Here is a 19,075-nt window from a genome sequence, read left to right as displayed (position 1 = left end):
TCTCCGCGCCCGTCCGCGCCCGGGTCAGCCCTTGCGCCGACGGCTGCCGACGGCGAGCAGCCCGACGACCCCGACGGCGAGCAGCGCGACCGGCACGACCCGCTTCACCCGCAGCCCGCCCTTCTCGTCCACGAACTGCGCCCGCACCTCACTGACCACCCGGTTGACCTGCACATATGCCCGGCCGACCGTGTGGTCGAGGTTGGCGACGACCTTGGCCTTGGCATCCCCGATGATCGTCTGCGGATGCACCCGCACCCCGATCTCGTCGAGCGTCTCGGCCAGCACTTCGCGGCGGCGCTTGATGTCCGCCTCGATCTGCGCCGGGGTTCTGGTGTCCGACGTGTCCGCCACCGTACGGCCTCCGAAGTCTCCTGATGCTGTTCCGGACAGTCTGTCAGCTCCCGGCCGCGCCGCACCGCAAGGCCCCCCGGTTACGCTGGCCCGATGAGCGAGCGACTCCAGCCGGGGGACGTGGCCCCCGCCTTCACCCTCCCGGATGCCGACGGCAACGAGGTGTCCCTTTCCTCCCACAAGGGCCGCAAGGTCATCGTCTACTTCTACCCGGCCGCCCTGACCCCCGGCTGCACCAAGCAGGCCTGCGACTTCACCGACAACCTGGACCTCCTGGCCGGCGCCGGCTACGACGTCATCGGCATCAGCCCCGACAGCCCGGAGAAGCTGGCCAGGTTCCGGGAGAAGGAGTCCCTGAAGGTCAGCCTCCTCGCCGACCCGGACAAGCGGGTCACCGAGGCCTACGGCGCCTATGGCGAGAAGAAGAACTACGGCAAGACGTACATGGGCGTCATCCGCTCCACGATCGTCGTCGACGAGCAGGGCAAGGTCGAACGGGCCCTGTACAACGTCCGCGCCACCGGCCACGTGGCAAAGATCATCAAGGATCTCGGTATCTGAATCCCGGGACCCGCTGCCCGGCCGCTAGCATGGCCGGGCAGCAGCACGCGGCCGTGGTGGAATTGGCAGTCACGCTGGGTTTAGGTCCCAGTGGGGTAACTCCCGTGAGGGTTCGAGTCCCTCCGGCCGCACCAGAGTTCAGCCGAGCAGCTCCCGTACGACCGGCACCAGTGCGCGGAACGCCTTCCCCCGGTGGCTGATCGCGTTCTTCTCCTCGGGGCTCAGCTCCGCGCACGTCCGCCGCTCGCCGTCCGGCTGGAGGATCGGGTCGTAGCCGAAGCCGCCCGTGCCCGCCGGGGCGTGCCGCAGGACGCCCCGTAGCCGTCCCTCGACGACCCGTTCCGTGCCGTCCGGCAACGCCAGGGCCGCCGCGCACGCGAAGTGCGCCCCGCGGTGTTCGTCGGCGATGTCGGAGAGCTGGGCCAGCAGCAGGTCCAGGTTGGCCTTGTCGTCGCCGTGCCGGCCGGCCCAGCGGGCGGAGAAGATGCCGGGGGCGCCGTTCAGGACGTCGACGCACAGGCCCGAATCGTCGGCGACCGCCGGGAGCCCGGTGGCCTGCGCGAGCGCGTGCGCCTTCAGCAGGGCGTTCTCGGCGAAGGTGACGCCGGTCTCCTTGACGTCCGGGACGTCGGGATAGGCGTCCGCGCCGACGAGTTCGTGGGCGAGGCCGGCGTCGGCCAGGATGGCCCTCAGCTCGGTGATCTTTCCGGCGTTGCGGGTGGCGAGGATCAAACGGGTCATGCCCGCCAGTATTCCTGGCCCACGGGAACAGGGTTCCCCCCGCCCCACACCCGAGATCGACAAGCGCGAACCCCCCGGCACCGGTGCCCCAGCGCGGCCCGCCTGCGCCGGTTTCCCGTCCCGGCGCCGAATCCCGAGCGCCCGGCTGACTCGGTCCCGAATCCTGCGCTCTCGGCCTCGAATTCCGCCCGCGTGAAGCCGCGGATCGGGGAGCGTGGACCGGCCATGTCCGACCGGACGGACCCGGTGGCCCGGCGTGGCCCGCCTGCGCCGGTTTCCCGGCCCGGCGGCGAATCTCGAGCGCCCGGCCCAACTGGTCCCGACTCCTGCGCGCCCGGCTGGCTCGGTCCCGGATCCTGCGCTCCCGTCCCCTAATTCCGCCCGCCCGACGCCGCTACAGCTCCGCCTGCCCCGCGCCCTTCAGTGCGCTCAGGTCGAACACCTCGGCCATCCTGCTGAAGCCCAGGTCGCTGGGGTGTAGATGGTCGCCGGAGTCGTAGTCGGGGCGCAGTCGGCGGGGGTCGTAGGGGTCGCGTAGCGCCTTGTCGAAGTCGACGACCGCGTCGTACACGCCGCCGGCCCGGATCTCCGCGTTGACCTGCAGGCGTACCGCCTCGCGGGCCGCCGTCCAGCCGCGGTGGCCCTCGTAGGGCATCAGCGTGGCGCCGACGACCTTCAGGCCGCGGGCGTGGGCCTGGCGGACGAGGGTGCGCAGGCCGGCGATGATGCGGTTCGGGTCGGCGAGCCCGGGGTTGCGCAGGATGTCGTTGACGCCGAGGTCGATGACGACGACCTTGACGCCCGGGTGGGAGAGCGCGTCGCGGCCGAAGCGGCCGAGGCCGCTCTGGTTCTCGGCGGGCCGGCCGAGCCCGTCGGCGAGGACCTGGTTGCCGCTGATGCCCTCGTTCACGACGCTGTAGCGCGGCACTTGACGCCCGCCCTCGATCGCGGTGCGCAGTCGGCCCGCGAGGACGTCCGGCCAGCGGTGGTTGGCGCCGACGGTGGACGTGACGCCGTCGGTGATGGAGTCGCCGAAGACGACGACGGTGCCGTCGGCCTCGTTGCTGAGGACGTCCAGGGACGTCACGTAGCGCCAGTACGGGGTCTGTTCCGTGTACGGGTCACCGGTCGCGTCCTCGGTGCGGTCGCCGGCGGCGACGTAGGAGATCTGCCGGGCGTGCGGGTGGTAGGTGACCGGACCGGACGGGGTGGGGGAGTAGGTGGTGACCAGGACGTCGCTGTCGTGCGGCACGGTGAGGCGTGCGGCGTCGCTGACGATCTGTTCGCCCGCGGGTATGACCACGCTGGTGGCGCCGTCGAAGGTGAGGCGGCGCATCGAGTCGGGGTCGGCCGCGGCGGTGCCGTCGCCCGAGGACAGCGCGATCGAGGCGTGGGTGATGGTCAGCGGGGCCTGGCCGTAGAGGTTGGACAGCGTGATCCGGGCGCTCGTGCCGCCCGTGTCGGCGTGCACGACATTGCGGACCGAGTGGCCCGCGAGACCCTGCGTCTCGGTGCCGGGCTCGCCGCCGACCGGGGCGGTGGACCAGGTGCCGACCCAGGTGCCGGTCGAGGCGGGGGCGACGGAGGAGCCGTGGTGCGGGCGGCCGTCGGCGAGGGCGCCGCGCGGGCTGCCGTCGTCGGCCGCCACGGTGAGGTAGATGGCGGCGGACACGGCCAGAACCAGTGCGACGAGCGCACTCAATACGGCATAACCACGACGTCTGGTCACGCTTGTGTTGTTCTCCTCGGGGATGGGAGCCCGAGGCTCCGATCTTGATGAGCCCATGATGCGTCATGGGCCGGGCCGAACTGTCAGGGCCCTGCCCAAAAACCCCCGAGCAGACAGACGCCGGGAACTCTTGTTCCGTTCCGGGAGTCGGTCAGGAAGGGACAATTGTGTGCGGGATCACCGAGCGGGGCACCGCACGGGTGGAGCTGAACGGGTGGAGCTGATGGGACCTACCGAGACCGGAACGGCGCCGGCGCGGGGTGTGTCGTACAAGACCATGACCGCCTTCACCCCGGCCGACGAGGAGCGCCGGCGCGGGGTGCGGCGCATGAAGCTCACGGCGACGAGCATGCTGCTGTTCGTGGCCCTGGTCTACGTCCTGGCCAAACTCGTCTCGCACGAGGGCGCGGGGGCCTGGGCAGGCTATGTCGCGGCGGCCGCCGAGGCCGGCATGGTGGGCGCGCTCGCCGACTGGTTCGCGGTCACCGCGCTCTTCCGGCACCCGCTCGGACTGCCCATCCCGCACACCGCGATCATCCCCACCAAGAAGGACCAGCTGGGCGTCTCGCTCGGTGAGTTCGTCGGTGAGAACTTCCTCTCCCAGGACGTCGTACGGCAGCGGCTGCGCGCGGTCGGCATCGGCAGCCGCCTCGGGGCCTGGCTGGCCGAGCCGGAGCACGCGGACCGGGTGACGGCGGAACTGGCCACCGCGCTGCGCGGCGCGCTGACCGTGCTGCGGGACACGGATGTGCAGGCGGTCGTGACGGAGGCGATCACCCGGCGGGCGAACACCCAGGAGATCGCCCCGGGCATCGGCAAGATGCTGGAGGGGATCGTCGCCGACGGAGGGCACCGGCGGGCGGTGGACCTGGTGGTGGCCCGCGCGCACGACTGGCTGGTGCTGCACCGGGACGATGTGATGGTCGCGGTGGAGGGCGGTGCGCCCGGCTGGACCCCGAGATTCGTGGACCGCAGGGTCGGCGAGCGGGTCTACAAGGAGCTGCTCCGCTTCTGCGCCGAGATGCGGGACATGCCCAGCCACCCGGCACGCGGCGCGCTGGACCGTTTCCTCACCGACTTCGCCTCCGATCTGCAGTCCGACACCGACACCCGGGCGCGGGTGGAGCGGCTCAAGGGCGAGGTGCTGGGCCGGGGAGAGGTGCAGGACCTGATCGCGTCCGCCTGGACGGCCGTACGGTCCATGATCGTGGCGGCGGCCGAGGACGAGCGGAGCCAGCTGCGGCTGCGGGTGCGGTCCGCGCTGCTGTCGCTGGGCCGGCGGATGGCGACCGAGCCGAGGGTGCAGGAGAAGGTCGACAGCTGGGTCGAGGGCGCGGCGGTGCACGTGGTGACGACGTACCGCAAGGAGATCACCTCGCTGATCACGGACACCGTGGCGGGCTGGGACGCCGAGCACACCACCCGGAAGATCGAGGCGCACATCGGCCGCGACCTGCAGTTCATCCGGATCAATGGCACGGTGGTGGGTTCACTGGCGGGACTGCTGATCTATACGGTGACGCGGACGCTCGGCGCCTGAGCGGTTCGGCAGGAGACCTGGTACCTCTCCAAGTGGCTTGGTGATCACGGTAGTCGGGCAGGCGGCGCGGGCGACGACGCCGCAAGGCCGGGGTGTTCAGGCCCCGGTCGTCGAGCCGGGACGCACGATCATCAGGACGGTCACGGTGGCCCACAGCAGGTTGAACATCCCCGTGAACATGGCGAGCCGCGCGGGATTCGTACCCCTGCCCTCCACCACCGCGCTCTGGGCGGGCAGCACCAGCACGGCGAGGACGACGGCGGCGAGGGCGGTCAGCCCGATCGACACGATCAGCCAGGCGCTGCCCAGCACGCCCATCTCGCTCGCGGTGGCGAACCCGAAGACCGGCACGACGACGCCGACGAGGGCGTAGACCCGGCAGATCCGGTGCAGCAGGCCCAGGGTCCCGGCGGCACCGGCGCCGTCGGGCGCGGCGAGGGCCCGGCGGGCGACGGGCGGGAACATGCTGGCGGCGACGGTCACGGGGCCCACGGCGACGATGGCGGCGAGGACGTGCACGGCGAGGAGGAACTTGGTCACGCGGTCACGGTAGGCGGCGGACGGATCTTGGAGGAGCGGCGGGAATGCCAGGCTTCAACGGATTCCCGCCAGGGGTGACGAGGCGCCTGTAGGGGGTTGGGGGGTAGGGGATCACGAATTCCCGCCGCAGTGATGAGAACGTCGGCCGTAACCCCGTCATAGGCCGCAATCCGTCATAGGAAGCAATCCGACATAGGCCGTAATCCATCGCAGGCCGTAATCCGTCGCAGGCCTAGGATTCCGCCATGCACACCGTGGCCGTACTGGCGCTGGACGGCGTCATCCCGTTCGACCTGTCCGCCCCCATCGACACCTTCGGCTGGGCGCGGCTGCCCGACGGCCGGGTGCCGTACCGGGTGCGGGTGTGCTCGGTGCGGGAGGAGGTGAGCGCGGGCGCCTTCACGGTGCGGGCGCCGTACGGCCTGGAGGCGCTGGCGGAGGCGGACACGATCATCCTGCCGGGCGTGGCGGAGCCACCGGAGGAGCTGCCGCCGGGCGTGGCCGAAGCCCTGTGCTCGGCGGCGTCGAACGGCACCCGCATCGCCTCGATCTGCGTGGGCGCGTTCCTCTTCGCGGCGACGGGCCTGCTGGACGGCCTGCGCGCGACGACCCACTGGTACGCGGCCGACCGGCTGCAGGAGCTGTATCCGAGGGTGACGGTCGACCCGAACGTCCTGTACGTGGACAACGGCCAGTTCCTGACCTCGGCGGGCGCGGCGGCGGCGCTCGACATGTGCCTGCACCTGATCCGCAAGGACTTCGGCTCGGCGGTCGCGGCGCACGCGGCCCGGATGTCGGTCATGCCGCTGGAACGGGAGGGCGGCCAGGCCCAGTTCATCGTCCACGACCTGCCCCCGGCGCCTTCGGGTGCCACCCTGGAGCCCCTGCTGCACTGGCTGGAAGACAACTGCGACCGCGATATGGCGGTGGACGAGATCGCGGCCCGGGCGGGCATGAGCACCCGCACCCTCAACCGCCGCTTCCGCGAACAGACCGGCACGACGCCGCTGCAGTGGCTGCACCGGGCACGGGTACGACGGGCCCAACACCTGCTGGAGACCACGGCGCACCCTGTGGAGCGCATCGCCGTACAGACGGGTTTCGGCTCGCCCACGGCCTTCCGGGAACGATTCCGGAGGGTGGTGGGGACGAGCCCGCAGGCGTACCGGAGGGCGTTCAGGGCGGGGGAGCGGTAGAGCGGTGCCGCAGTGGTCTGCGCAGGTGCTGCAGCGAGATCTGCCGGGTTGTCGTAGCGGGTCTGCGCGGGTCTGCTCAGGCCTTGCGGTCGGCGACGGCCCAGGAGGCGAGGGCGACGGCACCGGCGACACCGAGGACGGACGGCCAGGCGCCGACCTTCTTGGCGAGCGGGTGGGACCCGGCGAACGCGGCGACGTAGGCGGCGCTCAGCGCACCGGCGGCCTTCGCACCGGCCTGCTTGTGCCACTGCTGAGCGGCAGCGGCCCCGGCAACGGCCAGCACGACCCCGCCCAGCTGCCGCTTCTTGGTCCACCGGGCAACGCCGTACCCACCGACGAGCCCGCCGGCGGCTACGACCGCACTGGGAACCCTGGCCATGGGAGCCTCCTCTTTGCCTCTATCTCCGCTTTGCCTTGATCCGAGGCTAACGCGCAGGCGAGAAGGCGCTGAAACTGAGTCGATCATTGTCAAGTCTCGTAGGTTGCTGTGGTCGCGAGCGTGGCGACCTCGCGCGCATACGGGCTTTGTCGGGTATGCCGTACGCGAGCGAGGTCACCACTTGTCCCGTGCCGTCGGCGGGCAAGCCGGCCGGCCCACCGGTTGCCTGGCCGGCCGCCGCTTTCCGCCGTCAAGGGACAGCGAACCGCCCTATTACCAGGCGCTGTTGCTGCAGCCCATGGTCGAGCCGATGTGGGTGTCCTGAGCGCCGGGGTCGCCCTCGCCGTTGAGCGCGTTGCCCAACACGCCGTTGAGGATCCCGACCTCGCCGAGCACGTCGACGTTCAGGTCGTGTGACTTGCAGTTGGAGCTCTGTGCGACGTGGGCACCCCCGCCCTCGCCGCCGGCGTAGGCCGTTCCCGAAGTCAGTAGGCCGACGCTCCCGAGGGCCGCGACCAGGACGGCGGCCTTGTGAAGCTTGTGCATGTCATCTCCATGTGTGAGGTGAAAACGATCTGTGGCAGATCGACTTCTGACAGTGATGGAGATTATGTGCATATCCTCCAAAAATGGTGGAGACTCGCCGGTTTGATGACCTATTAGCACAATCCAGAAATAACTGCCTGTCGGCCGGTCGGCCCATGGACCGCCCCCACTCCCCACCCAAGACCAGCCGAGAGCAGCCCGCCCAGCCCGGGCGACGCCCCCCCACCCGGCCCGGACGCGACAAACCTGACGGCCTCTCACCATGGCCCCGCCCCCGCACCAATCCCCACCCGCAAGCCGCCGAACCGCCCCGGCGTGCATACGAGACGCAACCGCGCCCCCTCCACCAACGCCAAGAACCCAGCCGACCCCAGGGCCAACCCCGCCAAGCCGCCCCCTTTCCCCGGGCTGCCCGCTCGCTTCTACCCCGTGCTGGAGCGAGGCGTGTCAAGGGTGGCCCGCAGGGCCATCGGCGACAGCCGACGCGAGAGTGGAGCGCAGCGGAACGGGAGCGCCCTTGACCCGCCTCGCGGAAGCACGACACTGCCAAAGAAGCGGGCGGCCCCACGGCAACGCGTCACCAACGGCAAGCCCGGCACCGCTGGTCACACTGACCCAACGGGGCAGGACAGCTCAGGCTTAGACCGGTTCGGAGAACATGTAACCACCGCAAGTGACAAGTACGAGGGTCGCTCAAGGTAGAACCCGAGCGACACATCACTCCCCGAACTCAGCTTTTCAGCAATGGAGTTCACGAACGCCGCGAGAACGACGAAGTCACGCTCCCACTCGGAGGCAAAACGGGCCGCATGCTCGGCCACGCGCACCCCGATCCAGTCGGCGGCATCCTTCGCTTCGTCCCACGTGCCACGCACCAAGGAACACGGTTTGACGAGCCAGTACGCGATCTCCACCGGGGGAAGATCCACGGTCGGGAACTCCGCTGCGACCTCCCGATAGCGCTGAATCAGCTCCGGCTTGCTTCCGCCGGGCGGCGGGTCGGGATGCGGAGGCCGCCGAAGAGCCTCCTGGTCGAAACGCTCTTTCGCCCCGACCCATAGATAGCCGTGGTAGTGCACCAGTGGTCCCTACAGACGTGGAAGCCGAGAGGGACCGGTCCCGGTCCCAACACGGGAACCGGGACCGGCCAGGGGGATCAGACGGACAGCCCGAACCTCGCCGGATCGATGCCGGCCGCGTCCAGCTCCTCCGTGGTGAACCGCAGCGGCTCCACGTCCGGCCGCTTGCTGTCACCCAGGGCCCAGGCGTCGTCACCGATCCGGGCGAGAGTCACGCACCCCTCCGTACAGGGACCTCCGCACGCCTTCGTGAAGGAAGCCTCGCTGATGTCGAGCCCGTACAGCTTGTTTCCGTCCAGCATCACTGCACCTTCCTGCTCAGCTGATCGCGGCCATGACCGACCGCCGCCGCCCCCGGTGGGCGGAGTTCATGTGAGGAGGGGTAGACGCCTCAGCGCCTGGAGCCGTTACTGCGCCCGTCGCAGCGGCGGCACTGACACGGCGGCCACTCGGCGGTGATCAGCGGCGGCAGGCCGTCCGTTGCGAACACCGCACGTTCGGGCCCCCAGGTCTTCCCGGAGTCCTGCGAGACACGAATCGTCATGAGCGGGCTATCGGTAAATAGCGTGCTTTCCTTTCCCGGCAGTCCGTGTCCGTACCGCATGCCCGTATCCGTCATTGCCCCTCCCTGGTTTCATGACGCACACATGATCCATCGAGGGGAGCGCGAAGCCGAGCCATATTCCCGTTGTGTACTAAAGATCAACGGTAGAGGTTCGCCCATTCTTGAAGAAGGGTCAGAGCTGCGTCTCCGAACCGAGCCTTCTGCTCGTACTGCTCGAAAACTTCTAGATGTTCGGCAATGTCACGAGCGTCGCGGAAGACGGTACGCCCGGTGAACGTCTCGGCGGTGGCAAGCCTGTCGTCATAGACAGTGAAAGTGTTCATGGGGCCACGGCTTATGACCGTACCCAATGGTATGAGCCCAATCCGTATGTTGGGGAGATGGGACAGGGAAGCCAGGCGATCGATCTGCATGGTCATGGCGGGAGGTGGGACCACAGCCCAGCGCACAGCCTGCTCGGTGAGCAGGAAGGTGAAGCGCTTCTTGGCGTCGTACAGAACCGTCTGCCGTTCCAACTTCCGCGCCACCGTCTTCGAGACGTCTCCCGGGGAGTACTCAAGGCTGGCGCGAATGTATTCGGGGGTGGCCAACAACCCGGTAATCATCGCAGGCAGGAAATATCGAAGTTCCTTGGCTTCAGCTTCCAGGCCGGCCAACTCTGCCTGGCGCTTCTCCAGGCCACGCCGAAACGACGATCGGATGGGTTCCCACTCGGTGTTCGCCAGTCGCGCCAGCGACGTTATTTCGGCAACCAGTTGCTCGGGGGCTTCGACTGCCCGCAGGATGAACTCGACATCGACCAGACTCGGCGTAATCTCGGCAGTCTCGATCTTGCTGATCTTGGACTGCGACATATTGCAACGCACAGCGAGCCGGACTTGGGACAGTCCGGCTCGCTTCCGCAGCGTTCTCAGTGTCTCGGCCAGATCGGCTTTCGACTGTCCCAGCTGCTCAGGATCAAGCGTCAAGGCCCTTCACGTACTCCTCAAAGGGCACCGATTCCGCGAGGGCGATGCGCTGGTACTCCCGGTACGGCATCGGGTCGCCTTCGTGCACTTCCCGGTTGATCTGAGTGCCGTCCGGCTCGTAGTTCATGAGCACGATCCGAGAACGGTCGAACATCCAGAAGTCCTGGACGCCATCAAGGGGGTTGGGGCGGTCAGTTACGTCAAGGATGCGGATCGCCTCGCCGGCTTCGATGTTGTGGCGGTAGTGCTCGAACTCGAAGCGGAGGTAGTCCGAGAGGGGCTGAGCGACGATGTGAACTCGCCCGACACTGCGGCCGCTCGCCACGTATGCCTTGACTCGATCGAACCAAGGCTGTGTCGCCTCACGCGTCACCGGCTCCCCGGCCAGGAACCGGCGGACGGCCTCTTCCTCCTGCGGCACTCGGTAGACGGGCAGGGTTTCCAGACGCCAAGCCTCTTCTTGCATGGCATCGAACGTCCTTCGCCAGTCCTCACCAGCCAAGAGCACGGACAGCCTCCCTCAGGACCGCCTCCGGGATCTCCACGGGCGCCTCTCCCTCTGGCGCGTCGAAGGCATTCGACAGGCTCCCCTGAACCACGAACGACCCCGAGTCGGTTCGGTACACGTTGGGGCAGTCATCGCCCCCGCACTCCCCGTTCCCATTGCCGGTCAGCCGCGTCAGATCCGCACGTGCCATCGTGCCCCCTGTACGTCGGGCAGGGCCTGTCCCTGCCTCCGGGGATGACGCTAGGTCAGCTCAGAACAGGGAGTCCATGACGGCAGGGAAATATTCCCGTAGTGGGGTAGTTGATCTAGGGATCGGGCATGTCTCGGCTGCTGGTGTCTCCGTCGGCCACTGATGCACTGTCGACCGAGAAGACCTGCTTACTACGCTGCGCCCATGATTCGTGCTGTTGTGTTCGACGTCGGCGAGTGCCTCGTAGACGAAACCAGGGAGTACGGTGCCTGGGCCGACTGGCTCGGTGTGGCCCGCCACACCTTCCACGCCATGTTCGGAGCGGTCATCGCTCAGGGGCGTGACTACCGGGAGGTCTTCCAGGAGTTCTGCCCCGGCTTCGATCTGTACGAGGAACGAGAGAAGCGAGCCGCGTCCGGGCAGCCGGAGACGTTCGGGGAAGAGGACCTGTACGAAGACGTCCGGCCGGCGCTGACCAGACTGCGGTCAGATGGCATCTGGCTGGGCATCGCAGGGAACCAGACGATCCGGGCGGGCAAGATCCTCCGGGAACTATTCGCGGGCGACGTCGACTTGATCGGAACGTCGGACGACTGGGGCGCCAGCAAGCCAGATCCTGTCTTCTTCCACCGCGTCGCCGCGGTGGCCCCCTTCAGCAAGGACGAGATCCTCTACGTCGGCGACCGCATCGACAACGACATCCGGCCGGCCGCCGCCGCAGGCATGCACACCGCCTTGGTCCACCGAGGACCATGGGCCACGATCCAGTGGTACTCGGCGGAAGCCGAGAGGCTCCCGACCTTCAGGGTCGAGAGCCTCGGGGAACTGTCTGGACTGATCAAGACCTTCAACGACTCAACGGGCTGAAACTCGCCGTCAAGCTACGCCGAAGTTTTGTGAGATGAAGATCGAGCGCCCGCAACAAACCTCGTCCACGCAGACGATGAGACAGTGAGACGGAGGCTGCCAGGGCGTTTCGAGTCCCGTATGAGCACACTCCCCGGGACGAAGGCGGTCTCCACGCACTCGGTCGTGTTGCCTCCGCTGTACGACGACTTGAACCAGGCGAGGTCGGTATCGGGCTGATGTCCGGGGGTCACTTAAAGCTCCTTGCGGGCGCGGTGGATCAGACTGGAGGAGGTCTCCATGTCCAACGCTTGTGCGCGCAGGTACTCGAACGCAAGTCTGTATCGGTCCAGTTCCTCGTCCTTCTCCAGGAAGAGGGATCCCGCGTGGAAGTCGACGTAGACCACATCGAGGGTTGGCTCCCGGCCGGCGATCATGACGAAGCTGCCGAGTGCTGCGGCGTGAGCTCCCTTGGAGAAAGGCAACACTTGCAGTGTGATGTGGCGAGACTCGTTGGCCTCAAGTAGGCGTTCGAGTTGCCCTTTCATGATCTGCGGGGAGCCGACAACCCTCCGGATGACGGACTCATCCAGGATGGCCCACAGGCGAAGCGGCTTGGGACGCGAGAGGATCTCCTGCCGCTTCATGCGGATGTCGACGAGACGCTCGATCTCCCCGGCATCCAGGGGTACTTCGTTGGCCTTCTGCAGAGCGGTGCTGTAGTCGCGGGTCTGGAGCAGCCCCGGGACGTAGACGCAGGAGAAGTGGCTCTCCCCGATCGCTTCGTCCTCAAGGGTGAGCAGCAGGTTCATGCTCTCCGGGATCGAGTCGGCGAAGGTGCTCCACCAGCCCTGCTGCTTCGCATCTTTCGCGAGCCCGACAACAGCCCGGCGCTCGGCTTCGGTGGCGTCGTACTCCCGGCACAAGGCATCGACAACGATCCACTTGACCGGCCCTGCCTGGGTCTCATAACGGCTGACCGTCGCCTTCGATACGCCGACGAGCAGTCCAGCCTCCTCAAGCGTCAGCCCCTTCCGAGCGCGCAACTTACGCATCATCGCGCCCAGTTGGCGTCGGCGTGTGGTGGTCCGTTCGGACATGCGACTCCTTCGCCGTGAGTCGGGCGGCGGCCCGAGAAGACGCCATCAGGCTAGGTAGCTCAATGCGAGCTCACCATCAGCTTCACCCGATCGATTCTCGTGAGAAGTTACACAGGGAGACTTCTCGTATGCCATGCTCGACCTCGGATCGCTACGCAGTGCAGCCGTTTGGATGCGGTGGGCGCAGGCACGTGCGTGGCCTGGGAGTGAGGATTGGCCATGTCCGTCCCCGAAACGACCGATTGTCGACTCCGCTGCGTCCTGCCGTTCGAGGCCGCGCCTGGCGAGGTGACGCTGCTGCGGAGAGCTGCTGCGAGGCAACTCAGCAGGTGGGGTATGCCGGTCGCTGTCGACGAGGCTGAAGTCGTCATCACGGAGCTGGCGACAAACGTCGTCAAGCATGTGGGGGAGGGCACCTCGGCGACGCTGGTACTGGAGTGGAGGAGGGACCGGCTACGGCTGGAAGTGCACGACAGGAGCCCTGCCCTCCCGTCTCCCCGAGGGGCGGACTGCTATGAGGAGTGTGGTCGAGGCCTGCATCTCATTGCAGGCCTCGCCAGTGACTGGGGTGTAGTTCTCACCGCCGCCGGCAAGGCGGTTTGGTGCGAGGTGCCGCTCAGCTCGGGAACAGGCTGCCGCCGGATCGAGCGGGCCATCGAGGCGTTGGAGAGGTACCAGGGTGCCGGCAACGGTGCGGGTTGGCGCGGGCGGAGCCGGGACACCAACCTCGACAATTCCGCGGTCGAGCTGATCGCCGACCTGCTCCACTGGACCGCCGCACGCGGGCACGACCCGGACGACTTCCTCGACCGTGCCCAGATGCACTACGAGGCCGAAGCGGAAGTGGCCTGACTGGCAGGTGTGGTGTGCGCCGGCGCGTCAGCCAAGCGCAGCTCGCAGCATGGCGCCGGCGTCATCGGTGGCCCCTTTCTCGTGCAGTTCCAGCGCTACCGCCATGACGTCCCGATTCTCCTGATCCCGGCCGTAGGCGTGTATCAGGCCGTCGGCCAGCCGATCCTGCTCGCGATGCCGCAGTTCCACCATGACCAGCGCGGTCTCGGCCGGGGTCAGAATCTCTGTCGTGCTCTGCCGGAGCAGGGTGAACGCGAGGTCTTCCCGTCCGGAGCTGTCCAGTTCCTCAGCCTGTGCCACCAGCCGCCGTGCCGCCAACACCTCTTTTGTGCTCTGTTGCCGGTCCCTTGTCCGGCGGGGGACCGGCAACAGAGCCCCGGCAGCCTCTGCCGCCGGAGGTTCTCGCAGGCCGGCTTCAGCGGCCAGCTTCTCAGCCAGTTCAACCTTCATGTCCGCCACCATCGCCCGCAGCCCTGCTGCTTCCTCCCTAGCGGACCGCAACCGGGCGGCGGCCCGTTTGCGGTGCCGTCGGCGGACTTCCTGTTCCCGCTCGTGCGCTGCGCAGGCTGGGCATGGCGCGTTGAGCTGCTCAGTAAGCGAATCGATTCGTCTGCCCAGCTCCTGGCAGTACTCACAACCCGCCTGCTCCCCTAGGGAACGGGCATGAAGGACCAGCAGCTCTTCGCGGGTGATGCCGACAACCTGACCGCTGGCGGCGGCGTCAGTGCAAGCCTCCTTGTGCAGGTGCTCAACGAAATCCCGGCTTGGAATCCTGGGGCGGTTCAGGTACCGCGACAACATATCCGCGGTGCAGCCCAGCCGTTTCGCCGCTTCTGCCTGCGTAAGTGGCCTGTCTCCTGGTTTTCCCGGATCTTCCGTTCTCAGCAGACGGCACAACGCCCTTAGAGCCAAGGCTAGTTGCCGCTTCTGGGGAGGTACTTCGTCAGTGAACCCCTTCCCGGGGTCTAGCCAGCCACGCCTGGCCTGGCTGCCTCCGGCTGATGACATGCGATTCCCCTCCCCCTGGGCTGGTCGGCGGGATGCGGCCAGCCACCCAAGCCCTAGTTGTGACTGGGCAATTGTGCCCCCACGGTGGCGCTTCTACGCCTGCTTTCCTGCCCTTTCTCCGGCGGGCTGGACTTGCTCGCGGAGAGCAAGTCCAGCCCGCCGGAATTGCTTTACCCAGGCAAGCCGGAAAGGGCTGGACTTCCGCAGGTGTCGTGGTGTCAGCTGGATGAGCCGCTGAGGAGCGGGGGGACCGCGGAGCCTATGTGTCGTGCACTGTCAGTCGCAGCTGTCGCACGCTCCGAAATAAAGGGCCTGCTATTCGCAGGAGTTCAGGGAGGCGTTAGTGGAGGAAATCCCGTCCTATCAGGACAAGAAGTTCGGAAGCATGGTGCGGGCTGCGCTGTGGCTGGTCGCTGTCGTGGAAGAGGGGAACATCTTCACCAAGGCTCAGCTGCGCGACGCGTTCCCGGACGTCGCGCAGATCGACCGCAGGCTGCGGGACCTGCGCGACCACGGCTGGCGGATTGACACGAGCCGTGACGACCCCTCCCTGCTCCAGCAGGAACAGCGGTTCGTGACCAGGGGCGCCGATGTCTGGATCCCCGGCAAGTCCAAGGCGCCGAAGCACAAGGCGAGCCTGACCGCCGCGCAGCGCGCGAAGGTTCTCCAGGACGACAACCACCTGTGCCGGTCGTGTGGTGTCGGTGCCGGCGAGGCATACGAGGACAGCGGAATCGAGCTTTCCAAGCTCAACGTCTCCCGGCGTAAGGTGCTCCACTCTGACGGGACCGCTGACCACCAGCTCGTCACCGAGTGCAAGAGGTGCGGGACTGGGGGCGGGGCTGACCGCGAGGTTGACCTCGGGGCTTTGCTGGATCTTGTGGAGAACCTCTCGTCGGTGGAGCTGCGCCTCTTCGCGAAGTGGATCGAAGCCGACCAGCGCTCGTTCAGCCCGATCGAGAAGATCTGGGGCATCTACCGGACGCTGCCTCAGGAGTCGCGTGCCGCGGTGGCGCAGGCCATCGACGACATGGCCGACTGACCGATGACCGGCAACGGAAGCTGACAGGACCGGCGACAGAAGGGACGGGGAAGACATGATGCGGGAGTTCCCGCCGCCGCCGCGGGCGGAACAGTTCAGCGAGCTGATCAAGAAGAGGCTGGAGGAGGTGAGGGCCGCCGGAGGAACCCGGGAGACCGTTACGGTCGACTGGAACGGGCAGCAGATCCACGTCGATGTCATCGACCTCCCGTTGAACGACCTCTACCTCAACCCGGGTACGCACCGGATCCGCGCCCAGCGCACCCACAAGCCGGACCAGGACCGGAACCTGGACGAGGACCCCTTCGGGGAGGCTGGTCAGGAGTACTTGCGCAGCCTGCTTCAGGCCAAGCCCTCCGACCCGGAGCTGAGGGACCCGGACTTCGACAAGCTGAAGGAGGACCTGGAAAAGTTCGGCCAGAACGACCCCGGCTTGGTCACCCACCACGGCGTACTGGTGAACGGCAACACGCGCGCCGTCGCCCTGCGGGAGCTGCGCAAGCTGTCGATGAGGGTGGGCGTCCTGCCCGCGTCGTTCACGCAGGCCGACATCGACGCCGTCGAGCTGGCACTTCAGCTCCGCCAGGACCAGCGGCGCGACTACTCGTACATCAACCGGCTGATCGCCATGGAGGAGCAGGCGGCGCTGGGCCGGACGCCCGAGCAGATCGCCAAGGAGTTCCGGATCCGGACGGCGACGTACCACCAGGAGCGGTGGATCCTCAGCACGATCAAGGAGTTGAACGACCGCAGCGCGAGCGGCGGGGGCGTCGCGCTGAGGCTGGTTGACTGGGAAGGGGCGCAGGAGCGCCTGAAGGAACTCCAGCGTCTCTACACGAAGTTGGAGAACCTGGATCGGGACCAGGCCGAAATCATCAAGGAGCGGCGTCTGGCGGCGATCCTGCTGAACTTCTCGAAGACGGACGTGCGTCTCATCGACGAGACGTTCCTGAAGGAGGGGTATCTGGAGAAGGCTCTGCCGATGGAACTGGCGGACAGCGGGACGGCAGCTCAGCCGGAGTCGGTGTCCATCCCCGGGCTGGGCCTGGAGGTGCCGGCGGCCTCGTCGGCCGTGTCGGCGGCCCGTGCGCTGAACGACCGTATCCTCCGGGCGGCGGCCACCGTCCGTAATACGGCGGCGGGATTGCCCGACACTGAAAAGGCCTCGGCTCAGGCGCTCATCGACCAGGCCAGGGACGCCTTCGACCGGGCGATTGAGACCGCTGGCCGCGATGGCCGGCTCCGCAAGCGCAAGCAGCTCGCGCCGGCTCGGCTCGCGGATGCCTGCGCCAACATCGACCAGTGCGTCCTTGAGCTGGTCCAGGCCCGCACTTCGAACAGCCTGGACGAGGAGGCGTTCGACGAGGCTGTGCTCAAGCTCCGGGGAAGTCTGCGCAAGCTTGCCCAACAGGCCGGGCGCGGGTTCCCGAACCCCGGCGACGGTGTCTCCTGGCTCCTCGCCGCCGCAACCGCGGAGGGCACCCGGTGACGGAGGCCTCCCTGCATCTGGGGTTTGACGACTCGCGTACCCGAGTGGTCCTGCGGACCACTGACCAGTACCGGCAGGACCTCGTTGAGCTGGCTGCCCGGTTCCGCACCGGCGGCCAGCTTGGCTCGCTCTCCGCCTCAGTCGTGCTGGATGACCTCCTCGCGAACTTGGCTGTCCTCAGCAGCTGGCCGGACCCTGCGGGTGTCGTATGGGCCCCGGAACTTCTGGACCTCGTGTCCGGTGTGGTCAAGGACGCCAGGCTCGTCGAGGAGAGGCTGGCCGGCTCCGGCGCACCTCCGGAGGTCGCCGCTGGCGATGTGCTGGACATGCTCGGAGACACCTGGAAGGAAGACCTCAACACCTTCCAGCGCCGGGACGTCGCCAAACTGCTGTCGCTCGGCCATGGGGCGAACTTCAGTGTCCCGGGCGCTGGCAAGACCCGTGTTGCGCTCGCCGTGTACGCCGCGCAGCGGGCCCAGGGAGCTGCCAGCCGGCTGCTGGTGGTCTGCCCCAAGTCCGCCTACGAGTCCTGGCGTTACGAGACCGCCGTCTGCTTCACCTACCCGCTGCGTACCCACGTGCTGGACGGCTCCCTGGACGAGTGGGCCGAAGTCCTCATCGTCAACTACGAACGGCTGGACCGCTCGCTGCCCCTGCTCGCGAACTGGCTGAAGTCAGCCCCCTCGATGATCATCCTCGACGAGGCCCACCGAATGAAGCTCGGTGCCCGCGGCACCTACGGCGCTGCGTGCATGGCGTTGGGCCCGCTCGCGAAACGTCGGCTGATCCTCACCGGGACGCCGGCCCCGAACGGCTCCAAGGACCTGGAGAACCTCCTGGGCTTCGTCTGGCCGGGCCACGGTCAGCGGGCGGTTACCCGTGCGGTGGCCGGCGGGGACCTCGCCTACGCGAGCACCGTCCTGCGGCCGTTGTTCACCCGGACGACCAAGCAGGAACTCGGCCTGCCACCGATGACCCTGCGGATGCGCTACGTCGACATGCCGGATCTGCATGCCGAGATCTACAGCTCTCTCGTGGGTGGCATCACGAACGGCACCGCGCGCGACGACCTCAGCGCGCTCGGGAAGACGGCGCTGCGTCTGCTGATGGCGGCGACCAGCCCAGCGCTGCTGCTGGAGGGCGCTACCAAGTACGAGCCGCTGGCCTACCAGTTGCCTCCGCTGGAGATCCCGGCCGGCAGCTCGCTGTATTCGCTGATGCAGAACCTTCCGGACTACGAGCTGTCGCCGAAGTACAAAGAAGCGCTGGCGATCGTCGCCGAGAACGCTGCGCAGGGCCGCAAGACGCTGGTCTGGACGACCTTCGTGCGCAGCTTGACCACCTTGGCGCACATGCTGGAGAAGTACAGCCCGGCTGTGGTGTACGGCGGTACGCCTGATCGGGAGGAGCAGCTGCGCCGCTTCCGTGAGGACCCCGGTTGCATGGTGCTGATCTCCAACCCGGCGACCCTGGGTGAGGGCATCAGCCTGCATCACGTATGCCACGACGCCGTCTACGTGGACCGGGATTTCATGGCCGGCCGCTACCTCCAGAGCCTCGACCGAATCCACCGGCTGGGCCTTGCCCCCGATACGGAGACGAGGGTCACCGTGATCGCTGCGCGCGACACGATTGACGAAGTGGTCGAGATACGGCTGGACCAGAAGCTCGAATTCATGGGCAAAATCCTCGATGACCCGACAGTTCAGCAACTGGCGGATCTGGAGGAAGAGCCCTCCGTAGCGGCCGGGCTGGCGCCCGGCGACATCGAGGCGCTGCTGCGGCACATAGGAGGTGTGTAGCGCGGGTTGCCACCTCGGACAGCGCCGTGCTGATGGCCCA

The 19,075-nt window shown here is 67.7% G+C and carries 23 protein-coding genes and 1 tRNA gene; 10 read left to right on the top strand and 14 right to left on the bottom strand.

Annotation, left to right across the window (positions count from 1 at the left end; all coding sequences use genetic code 11):
• Positions 1-24 precede the first annotated feature (24 nt).
• Positions 25-354, bottom strand: coding sequence for a DUF3618 domain-containing protein (locus tag ACWC0C_RS08340; RefSeq protein WP_449199834.1), 330 nt, complete (start codon positions 352-354; stop codon positions 25-27).
• 93 nt (positions 355-447) lie between these two features.
• Between ACWC0C_RS08340 and bcp the strand changes: the two genes are divergently transcribed.
• The gene (gene bcp, locus ACWC0C_RS08335) at positions 448-915 is read left to right on the top strand and encodes a thioredoxin-dependent thiol peroxidase (protein ID WP_449199833.1); all 468 of its coding nucleotides are present in this window, start codon (positions 448-450) and stop codon (positions 913-915) included.
• A gap of 47 nt (positions 916-962) precedes the next feature.
• Positions 963-1,049 (top strand) — tRNA-Leu (locus tag ACWC0C_RS08330).
• 4 nt (positions 1,050-1,053) lie between these two features.
• Here ACWC0C_RS08330 and rdgB read toward each other — a convergent pair.
• Complete coding sequence (gene rdgB / locus ACWC0C_RS08325; RefSeq protein ID WP_450862587.1) at positions 1,054-1,656, bottom strand: RdgB/HAM1 family non-canonical purine NTP pyrophosphatase; 603 nt, start codon at positions 1,654-1,656, stop codon at positions 1,054-1,056.
• Positions 1,657-2,050: 394 nt separating this feature from the next.
• Positions 2,051-3,385: an SGNH/GDSL hydrolase family protein gene (locus tag ACWC0C_RS08320; RefSeq protein ID WP_450862585.1), complete on the bottom strand. Its 1,335-nt coding sequence runs from the start codon at positions 3,383-3,385 to the stop codon at positions 2,051-2,053.
• Positions 3,386-3,608: 223 nt separating this feature from the next.
• Here ACWC0C_RS08320 and ACWC0C_RS08315 point away from each other — a divergent pair, with 223 nt between their 5' ends.
• A complete protein-coding gene (locus tag ACWC0C_RS08315; RefSeq protein WP_450862583.1) occupies positions 3,609-4,925 on the top strand; it encodes a DUF445 domain-containing protein in 1,317 nt (438 codons plus the stop codon).
• Between the two features lie 96 nt (positions 4,926-5,021).
• Here the strand turns inward: ACWC0C_RS08315 and ACWC0C_RS08310 are convergent, their stop codons facing one another.
• Complete coding sequence (locus ACWC0C_RS08310) at positions 5,022-5,465, bottom strand: hypothetical protein (RefSeq protein WP_450862582.1); 444 nt, start codon at positions 5,463-5,465, stop codon at positions 5,022-5,024.
• 245 nt (positions 5,466-5,710) lie between these two features.
• On the opposite strand from ACWC0C_RS08310, the gene ACWC0C_RS08305 reads away from it, so the two are divergent.
• Positions 5,711-6,661 (top strand): GlxA family transcriptional regulator, encoded by a 951-nt coding sequence (locus ACWC0C_RS08305; RefSeq protein WP_450862580.1) that lies wholly within the window; start codon positions 5,711-5,713, stop codon positions 6,659-6,661.
• Positions 6,662-6,737: 76 nt separating this feature from the next.
• On the opposite strand, the gene ACWC0C_RS08300 is transcribed toward ACWC0C_RS08305, so the two are convergent.
• The 7 genes from ACWC0C_RS08300 to ACWC0C_RS08270 all read right to left on the bottom strand — a co-directional run bounded on the left by ACWC0C_RS08300 (position 6,738) and on the right by ACWC0C_RS08270 (position 10,896).
• Positions 6,738-7,040, bottom strand: coding sequence for a hypothetical protein (locus ACWC0C_RS08300; RefSeq protein ID WP_450862578.1), 303 nt, complete (start codon positions 7,038-7,040; stop codon positions 6,738-6,740).
• A gap of 273 nt (positions 7,041-7,313) precedes the next feature.
• Positions 7,314-7,586 carry a hypothetical protein gene (locus ACWC0C_RS08295; RefSeq protein WP_449199826.1) on the bottom strand — a complete coding sequence of 91 codons (273 nt, stop codon included), beginning with the start codon at positions 7,584-7,586 and terminating at the stop codon, positions 7,314-7,316.
• A gap of 605 nt (positions 7,587-8,191) precedes the next feature.
• Positions 8,192-8,665 carry a hypothetical protein gene (locus ACWC0C_RS08290; RefSeq protein ID WP_450862576.1) on the bottom strand — a complete coding sequence of 158 codons (474 nt, stop codon included), beginning with the start codon at positions 8,663-8,665 and terminating at the stop codon, positions 8,192-8,194.
• A 77-nt stretch (positions 8,666-8,742) separates the two neighbouring features.
• Positions 8,743-8,967 (bottom strand): DUF397 domain-containing protein, encoded by a 225-nt coding sequence (locus tag ACWC0C_RS08285; protein WP_450862574.1) that lies wholly within the window; start codon positions 8,965-8,967, stop codon positions 8,743-8,745.
• Between the two features lie 400 nt (positions 8,968-9,367).
• The gene (locus tag ACWC0C_RS08280; RefSeq protein WP_450862572.1) at positions 9,368-10,198 is read right to left on the bottom strand and encodes a helix-turn-helix domain-containing protein; all 831 of its coding nucleotides are present in this window, start codon (positions 10,196-10,198) and stop codon (positions 9,368-9,370) included.
• Entirely contained in the window at positions 10,188-10,706 is a 519-nt protein-coding gene (locus ACWC0C_RS08275) for a DUF6879 family protein (protein WP_450862570.1), read from the bottom strand. The genes ACWC0C_RS08280 and ACWC0C_RS08275 overlap by 11 nt, the downstream gene beginning before the upstream one ends.
• On the bottom strand, positions 10,690-10,896 hold the full coding sequence (locus ACWC0C_RS08270; RefSeq protein ID WP_450862568.1) for a hypothetical protein: 207 nt from the start codon (positions 10,894-10,896) through the stop codon (positions 10,690-10,692). Before ACWC0C_RS08270 ends, ACWC0C_RS08275 begins: the two co-directional genes overlap by 17 nt.
• Before the next feature lie 204 nt (positions 10,897-11,100).
• Here ACWC0C_RS08270 and ACWC0C_RS08265 point away from each other — a divergent pair, with 204 nt between their 5' ends.
• Positions 11,101-11,763 carry an HAD family hydrolase gene (locus ACWC0C_RS08265; protein WP_450862566.1) on the top strand — a complete coding sequence of 221 codons (663 nt, stop codon included), beginning with the start codon at positions 11,101-11,103 and terminating at the stop codon, positions 11,761-11,763.
• Between the two features lie 14 nt (positions 11,764-11,777).
• Here ACWC0C_RS08265 and ACWC0C_RS08260 read toward each other — a convergent pair whose 3' ends face one another.
• Together ACWC0C_RS08260 and ACWC0C_RS08255 are read right to left on the bottom strand one after the other, a co-directional pair.
• Complete coding sequence (locus tag ACWC0C_RS08260; RefSeq protein ID WP_450862564.1) at positions 11,778-11,996, bottom strand: DUF397 domain-containing protein; 219 nt, start codon at positions 11,994-11,996, stop codon at positions 11,778-11,780.
• Positions 11,997-12,842, bottom strand: a complete 846-nt coding sequence (locus ACWC0C_RS08255; RefSeq protein WP_450862562.1) for a helix-turn-helix domain-containing protein — start codon at positions 12,840-12,842, stop codon at positions 11,997-11,999.
• A 219-nt stretch (positions 12,843-13,061) separates the two neighbouring features.
• Between ACWC0C_RS08255 and ACWC0C_RS08250 the strand changes: the two genes are divergently transcribed.
• Positions 13,062-13,694, top strand: a complete 633-nt coding sequence (locus tag ACWC0C_RS08250; RefSeq protein WP_450862560.1) for an ATP-binding protein — start codon at positions 13,062-13,064, stop codon at positions 13,692-13,694.
• Positions 13,695-13,721: 27 nt separating this feature from the next.
• Here ACWC0C_RS08250 and ACWC0C_RS08245 read toward each other — a convergent pair whose 3' ends face one another.
• Positions 13,722-14,144, bottom strand: coding sequence for a hypothetical protein (locus ACWC0C_RS08245; protein WP_450862558.1), 423 nt, complete (start codon positions 14,142-14,144; stop codon positions 13,722-13,724).
• A 213-nt stretch (positions 14,145-14,357) separates the two neighbouring features.
• On the opposite strand from ACWC0C_RS08245, the gene ACWC0C_RS08240 reads away from it, so the two are divergent.
• From ACWC0C_RS08240 to ACWC0C_RS08225, 4 genes are all read left to right on the top strand, one after another.
• Entirely contained in the window at positions 14,358-14,600 is a 243-nt protein-coding gene (locus ACWC0C_RS08240) for a hypothetical protein (RefSeq protein ID WP_450862557.1), read from the top strand.
• A gap of 445 nt (positions 14,601-15,045) precedes the next feature.
• Positions 15,046-15,744, top strand: a complete 699-nt coding sequence (locus ACWC0C_RS08235; RefSeq protein WP_450862555.1) for a hypothetical protein — start codon at positions 15,046-15,048, stop codon at positions 15,742-15,744.
• Positions 15,745-15,799: 55 nt separating this feature from the next.
• On the top strand, positions 15,800-17,233 hold the full coding sequence (locus ACWC0C_RS08230; protein WP_450862553.1) for a hypothetical protein: 1,434 nt from the start codon (positions 15,800-15,802) through the stop codon (positions 17,231-17,233).
• Positions 17,230-19,035 (top strand): DEAD/DEAH box helicase, encoded by a 1,806-nt coding sequence (locus ACWC0C_RS08225; protein ID WP_450862551.1) that lies wholly within the window; start codon positions 17,230-17,232, stop codon positions 19,033-19,035. The genes ACWC0C_RS08230 and ACWC0C_RS08225 overlap by 4 nt, the downstream gene beginning before the upstream one ends.
• Positions 19,036-19,075 lie beyond the last annotated feature (40 nt).

This window comes from Streptomyces sp. NPDC001709, from assembly GCF_053596375.1.
Note: the sequence above shows the minus strand (reverse complement) of the source record. Positions and strands in the feature narration are given on the sequence as shown.